Source organism: uncultured Cyclobacterium sp., from assembly GCF_963976465.1.
Classification (GTDB): Bacteria; Bacteroidota; Bacteroidia; order Cytophagales; family Cyclobacteriaceae; genus Cyclobacterium.
The window spans coordinates 1-6546 of record NZ_CAXBOC010000341.1 but is presented as its reverse complement, the minus strand read 5'-3'; the positions used below and the strand labels follow the sequence as shown (position 1 = coordinate 6546).

Here is a 6546-nt window from a genome sequence, read left to right as displayed (position 1 = left end):
CCAAGGTATTCCAATAACAAAAACTCCAGGACCTATCAAGAAAGCTGTTAAACTCTTCACAAGCATTTTCAGGTACAAGACAACAAGAATAGCAAGCACCCATGTTCAATCCTCCAACTCCTTGCCCATCTTCCGTGTTGTAACAAATGGGATCCGAAGCACAATCTGTAGCTCTGTATAGAGCCGATTTCAAAATTCGACTAAAAGATTGTTCATTTGCCTGAGACACCAATCCACCATAGCTACCTTCAGTTCCTGCTACCGTGTAAAGTAACACTCCATGCATATCATCATTATCAATAAAAAGTCTTTCATTTAACGATGTAGATGGATAACCACAAAGAAATTCAAGCTCTTTAATTAGAATGTGAGATAAAGAATGAACAAGAACAAATCTGGCTAGATGACTTTCACTTTCAAACTTTAATTGAACACTTTGCAAATCATTATCCTTAGAATTTTGGAAAAGCTGGCCAACCCTATTTTTAAAACGGTTGTTTTTAAAAGCCAATGAAATCCAACTATCAATTTTTGTGGAATCCAAGGAAATAAAAATACCTTCTCCAAAGCTTTCTACTGCTGGTAAGTATTCCGTTTGATTACCCCATACAGAAGTGTATTTAGCTTCAATATTATTTTCACCGGGTTCTCCACTTAAAAATTGGTCATTATCTAATGGCTCTTGACGAGTATAGGCAACTTGCACAGTGGTTACTTTAAGTCGCCTTACACCAATAAGATGACCAACGCCAAGTTTAGCCAATTCATCTATTGGAATGTGATCATAAACCAAATTTTCATCTTTTGATTTTTCATTAAGAAGAAACTCATACTCCTTTAAACGATATTCGCTCTCAGGCTCAAACTCTCCTTTTATTTCTCCCTGAATGAAGTTTTCAATTTTTTGGAACTCATATTTTTCTTCAAGAGCTTCATAAATGAAATCAATATCCTTTCCTTTATCGTGCCACCTCTGTATTTTTCTCTGATCCTCAACATCAATTTTTCTCTTAGTTGGGAGATAAATACTACTGATCATTACGGGATAATAGCAACTATTGCTCGAACGTAAAACGGGCTTGAAAAATGTTTGCTCTTTGTTTGGCACTCGTATCCTCATCCCGAAAAACCCTGATAAGGTGTTTTTAGATTTACAGTTTTTACATTCGATACGAATACCTGCTAAGTCCGAGAATTTTGTTGACTTAAAATATTGTAGCTCTTGGTCATCGCAGCATAAATTCTCAAAGTCAAACTGAATGCCATTTCCATTCACTTCTGATTTCCCTGTTTCGGAATCTCTTTTAACAACCTTATTCCATCTTTCCCATGGCACATCACGAATATCTCCGGAAGGTGCTGTCATTACAAAACGAACTTGCTCAAGATCATAGTAAAATCGCCTTCTTTTCCCATCTTTACTATTACCTGATTTGGCTTTATCAAAGCAATTAGGGCATTTAGGAGGGATAAAATCACTTTTTTGAACTTGTCCACCATGTTTTTGAACAACCTTTTTCCACAATTCCCACCAACCCCTCAGATTATTAAATCCTTCGCAATTGTTGCAATAAAACCATGTTGGAAAATATGTTGAACTTATTACTTTGCTAGTATCAACAGGAACCGACTTGTTGTTAGGGTTCGAATGATTTGAAGGGACTTCTAAAAATTCTTTCAACTTTGGGAAGCCATTTAAGCTTTGCAGTCTTTTTAATAACCGGTTATCTTCAATGATAAACTTTTCACTATCAATTTTACCGTCGCCTATTGCTTTGAAAAATGGCCAACGGTCAAAGTGTTCGATTTTTAAAGCTCCCTTCGGAGTTTCTATTATTGATTCCACCCCACCATAAGAACTAATGACCTTTCTTGATTGTGTTTCTGTATATCGTGCCATATTTAGAAGTTTTCTTTAATGCTTATAAAAGTATTGGAATCAATTTCACGCATAGACTGCATTAACACCCAATCTTGATTGTCATCTTTTTCAGCCGGACGTTTCAATAGCTGTTTATACTCTTTCAAACCTGATTTTTGTATTCTTTCTATCCAATCGTATGCGAGGTTATCCAAATGCTTTTCAAATAGGTTTATGGAATTTTCATCATCAGGAAATCGCTGTCTGATATATACCTTTAGTGGGTCAATCATTTCTTTTTGAAAATACACTACGTCCTTATTTCCTGCCATTCCTGGCACTTTGTTTCTCACGTATGATACAATCAGGCTGGAAAGCATTTTCTCAATCGTATTTTCAGTAAAAGGGGTAATGCTCAAGGGTTCAACACTTTTATAAAAAGCCTGATGAAAATTGTTGAAATGTTCAAAATAAGACTTTTCTCTAGCTCGATTTGGGTTCATAAGTGAAATCACAAGACCCTGAGTACTTCGTCCAACCCTACTTGATGCCTGAATATATTCGGCTATGTTTTTTGGGATTCCATTTATTAACATAACGTTCAGCCTGCTAATATCAATACCAACCGAAATCATATTGGTCGCTAAAACAAAATCTACCACATCATTTAGATAAGTATATCCTTTGTTACTTCTTTCAATCTTATCCTCGTCAAAAACACGTTCAATTTCATTTAAGACGGATTTTATTTTCGTACTTTCAATACGACTTGTTAGTTCTTTAGTGCGATTCGAGAGCCCAAAGTAATTGAAGGTAAAATCTTTCATGTCGGAACCAAAAAGACTTGCTAAACGATATTGAAGTGTAGAAGTAAATGTTGAAACTTCATCTCCAACTTTATTAAATGTTCTCCCCACATCTTTTAAGCTGTTGTAGTAAGAAACTACTGTCCAGTAATTATTTATAGCTTCTTTGGTATCTTTATCTGCGAAAATCTCCAATCTTGCAACCAACAAATGAGCAAGTATTTGTAGCTGAGTATCCACGGTTGTTTTACCTGTAGGCATAAACCCAAAGTATCTGCGTTTACTTTTACTGCTCTCTTCACGTGCAAAAAAACTATTGTCATGCATGATTCCAGAAGGTGGGAAAATATTGACCTTTCTATTTCCGTAATGTTGCTGTTGAGGCTATGATCTTGGGAGTTCTTTTTCCTTTAGTGGAGAGTATTTCAATGATACTTTCAAAAATCCCTGTAATCGAACCTAGCGGACCACTTAAAAGGTGCAACTCATCTTGAATAATCAGGTCAGGAGGAAGCTTATCCGAGTCCAGTGAATTGAAAAACTGGTGGGCTTTTTCCTGCCATGAAAGCATAGCAAATTTATCCACCGTACCAAAGAGCAGCGTTGGCGGATTTTGATACAATAACTCATCTACCACCTGTACAGGTATTTTTTCTGAGCAAGTACAATTTGGATTATTGCATATGATCTTTAAATCACTTTTCGCTTCTTTAAATCCATGAGTCCAAACCAAATTCCCACTTTTCGTGATTTTCTTTGTTACCAACTTTGTTCCACACCAAGGGCAGCTGTTGATTTGGAAGGTATTCTTTTCTTCAGGGTTACCAACCAATTCTTTCTTTCTATTTGTCTTCTCGCATTCCTTATCTATTTCCTCGATTTGGCTTTTGGCTTCCTTTAATTTATTAGGCGTGGAACCCATTCCAACCCATAATCCAATAGTTATCGGTTCACCTTTTAAAGAATCCGTAAATTCTGCTTGTTTCCGGAGAAATTCCAGTGTAGTAATCAGTCTGGATGCTCGTTCAAATTGCTGTGCGGTCAATAACCTTAAGGTATATCGCATAATGACCGTGGTGCCTTCATAGCCTGTCTCATTAGATAATCGCCTAAAAGCAATCGTGAATGCCGTAACCGCTAAATAGGCTTCCGTTTTCCCACCGCCTGTAGGAAACCATATTAAGTCTACAATACTCTTTCGGTCATTACTTTCAGGATTTACGATCCCTTCAATATTAAGCAGTAAGAAGGCTAATTGAAATGGACGATAAGATGGAATAAATGGAATCTTTCCTTCAGCTTTTCTGTACTGAGCATCATAATTTTTGAAGAAGTCCAAATCATTCAGATTTTCTGATGATGCTTCTGAAAGTTCTTTTTCAGTATTTCCAAAATTGATGTCATTGGAAATAATAAGCTGTATGTACATTGCTGTATTAGCAATCTGGAAAGCTTTGAATACATCAGGATCATCAAGAAGTAATAAGTTAGACTTTAACCTATCAAAGTTTTTCTTTTGTCTGAGCACAATCTGTTTTTCAATCTCTGAATTACCACTCTTCTCCTGATTTTTACTTTCTTGATCAGAAATCCAATCTCCGTACTGTTTGACAAAATAATTTAAATGGTCAATAACCTGCTTCTGGTTAAGGCCCCAAACGGACAAATTTCTTAAATCAAGTGTCCTTTGAAGCTTGGTGTCATCTGCACCAAAAGTATTTGTAACATCTTTAATATTCTGTGCTGGCAGAAATGTTGTTTTGACTTCTGTATGTTCATCATTCCAATACGTAGAACAATTATGACCAATCGCATAGTTTTCAACCGATCTATAGATAAATTCGAGCTCTTTTGCTTCTTCGTCAATCCCTATTTTATCGGAATTAAATTGTTTGTAGGGTAAAAAATTGCTTGAAGAGACTTTGACCTCCGCCTGAAATATGCTTTTCAAGTTTAGGTTTTCATTTCTATTCGAGAAGCTATTAGCAGGATGCTTTTCAGAAATATTGACCAATTGAACCTTTACATACTGCCGGTCACTTTGCTTTACAACCTTTACATTGTAACCAATCTTGGTTTGAGGGTGAAAACTGCTTTCAAACGAAAGTTCAACAGGCTTTGCCGTGTTTTTGATAGGGATGGTCTGATGTATTTTAAAATCCCTTCTTTTCCATATCCTCCCTATGTTTATCAGCCTCTCTAAGTGGTTAATGAAATATTTTACCGAAGAATCCTTCAAATTATCTTTTTTCCTGAATTGATCAAAGGCTAAAAATTCTTCACTTCTTTTCTTTTTCCCGCCAACATTTCCCTTTATTCCTCTTTCCAAAAACATAAATCCGTTCTCGTATTTCAAAATTTCTTTAAATGGGAGTTGATAGGGAATCTTCTCGTTAAGAAACGAACGATAACCTTCTTCGAAAATCTTGATTTTCACCTCCTTGTTATCAGGCTGATAATAAAGCCCAAATGAAATAGAAAGATCAAGTTCAGTTACATTTGAAGGCAAACAAACTGAGAGTCCGACATTCGTAGGAAAGAAGTTTGTTTTACTTACTCTATCTTCATCCGATTCAATTGTTCTCTGAGTTTTTTCATCATCATCTTCCTGTTCAATCTCTTGTGATTCCTCCTCAATATCTGATCTTTCACTTTGACTTTGAATTTCTGCATCATCAATTGCAGATTGAGTAGTACAAGAAACCAAGTCCTTATCGGGAAATAGGATTCCCGAAAAATACCGTTGTAAAGGGGTATCATTAGAAATAATTTCTTCTTCATCAGGTAATCCCCACGTATCAGATCCCGGACCAATCATTCCTTTGGCAATTCGCTGCTCAAACTTTTCCCTTGCTAAATAATCTGAATTATTCTGACTCATCTTCTTCGGTTATTTTAATTTTATGGACTTTCTTTAATGGAGCAGAGGTATTTACAAAGGACTGGATTTCTAATTCGGAGAAGGAGCTTAAAATATTGCCCTTGTTCCTATTCATAATGAATTCCATCACTTCATCACTCAGATCACGGCCTAAGGCAATCATAATCCCGTTATAAATACTCCTGCTTTTGGAAACTTCTGAAATCTTTTCCTCTAAAGCCTTATTTTTAATTGTTCTATTTATTGCTAATAGATCACGTTGTTTGTGTGGGAATTTCACACTACTTTCAGGATTGAGCCAGTTTTTGAGGGTAGCGGTACTCTTAATAGAAATCCCATTACTTTGCATTTCCTTGAGTAGTTCTTGTTCTAAGTGTTCAAAACCATTTTTGTTGAAATAATCATATAGACATTCTTTCCAAAACTTGGAATGTTCTTCAATTTCAGAAAATCTACTGCTTAAATCCTGATTCCTTGCGGTGTCAAAAAGTAAATCCTTTGAAAGATTGGAATAAACCCTTATCCTGTCACCCGGAATTAAATTCGATACTTTTATTCTTCTTTTCTGACCGTTTTTTTCATGTAAAACTGACTTGTTAGCAGCTAAAACTAAACTTTCATCACCTTCAAAATCTATTTGATAATTCACCACTGAAGCATCTTCAAAGAAGTAGATACTTCCTTGACAATTCTCCTTATCATAAATTCTATCAATTAAATCAGATACATCCTCCGGTTGTTCTTCATAAGGAAATGCAATGCCTGTCAATGAGGTTCTATCTTCAGAATTTAATTCAACACCTAAAATATTTTCATGCCTTCTTTCATAATTGAGAATAACTCTCTCTTCCTCATCATAAGTCAGAAATACATACTTATGAAAAGTGGTTTTGATAAACTTATATAAATCTTGTGGTGGTATATACCCGAATGGGCTTAGAAAAAGGAATGTTTTCTGCGTGGTAGCACTGTTCAACTTGGATAAAAACTCTTCATAA

At 35.6% G+C, this 6546-nt stretch carries 4 protein-coding genes; all 4 read right to left on the bottom strand.

Annotated features, from left to right (window positions below; all coding sequences use genetic code 11):
• Nucleotides 1–1900, bottom strand: a 1900-nt coding sequence (locus AAC037_RS17250; RefSeq protein WP_339904308.1) for a DUF1998 domain-containing protein, incomplete at its 3' end; no start/stop codon positions are given.
• A gap of 2 nt (nt 1901–1902) precedes the next feature.
• Nucleotides 1903–2994 carry a helicase-related protein gene (locus AAC037_RS17245; RefSeq protein ID WP_339904307.1) on the bottom strand — a complete coding sequence of 364 codons (1092 nt, stop codon included), beginning with the start codon at nt 2992–2994 and terminating at the stop codon, nt 1903–1905.
• Nucleotides 2995–3025: 31 nt separating this feature from the next.
• Entirely contained in the window at nt 3026–5548 is a 2523-nt protein-coding gene (locus tag AAC037_RS17240) for a hypothetical protein (RefSeq protein ID WP_339904305.1), read from the bottom strand.
• Nucleotides 5535–6546, bottom strand: a 1012-nt coding sequence (locus AAC037_RS17235) for a hypothetical protein (protein WP_339904303.1), incomplete at its 5' end; no start/stop codon positions are given. The genes AAC037_RS17240 and AAC037_RS17235, both read right to left, overlap by 14 nt.

Excerpts from the sequence above, each read along its gene's own strand:
- AAC037_RS17240 (WP_339904305.1), bottom strand. The coding sequence starts at position 5,548 with ATGAGTCAGAATAATTCAGATTATTTAGCAAGGGAAAAGTTTGAGCAG.
- AAC037_RS17245 (WP_339904307.1), bottom strand. The coding sequence starts at position 2,994 with ATGCATGACAATAGTTTTTTTGCACGTGAAGAGAGCAGTAAAAGTAAA.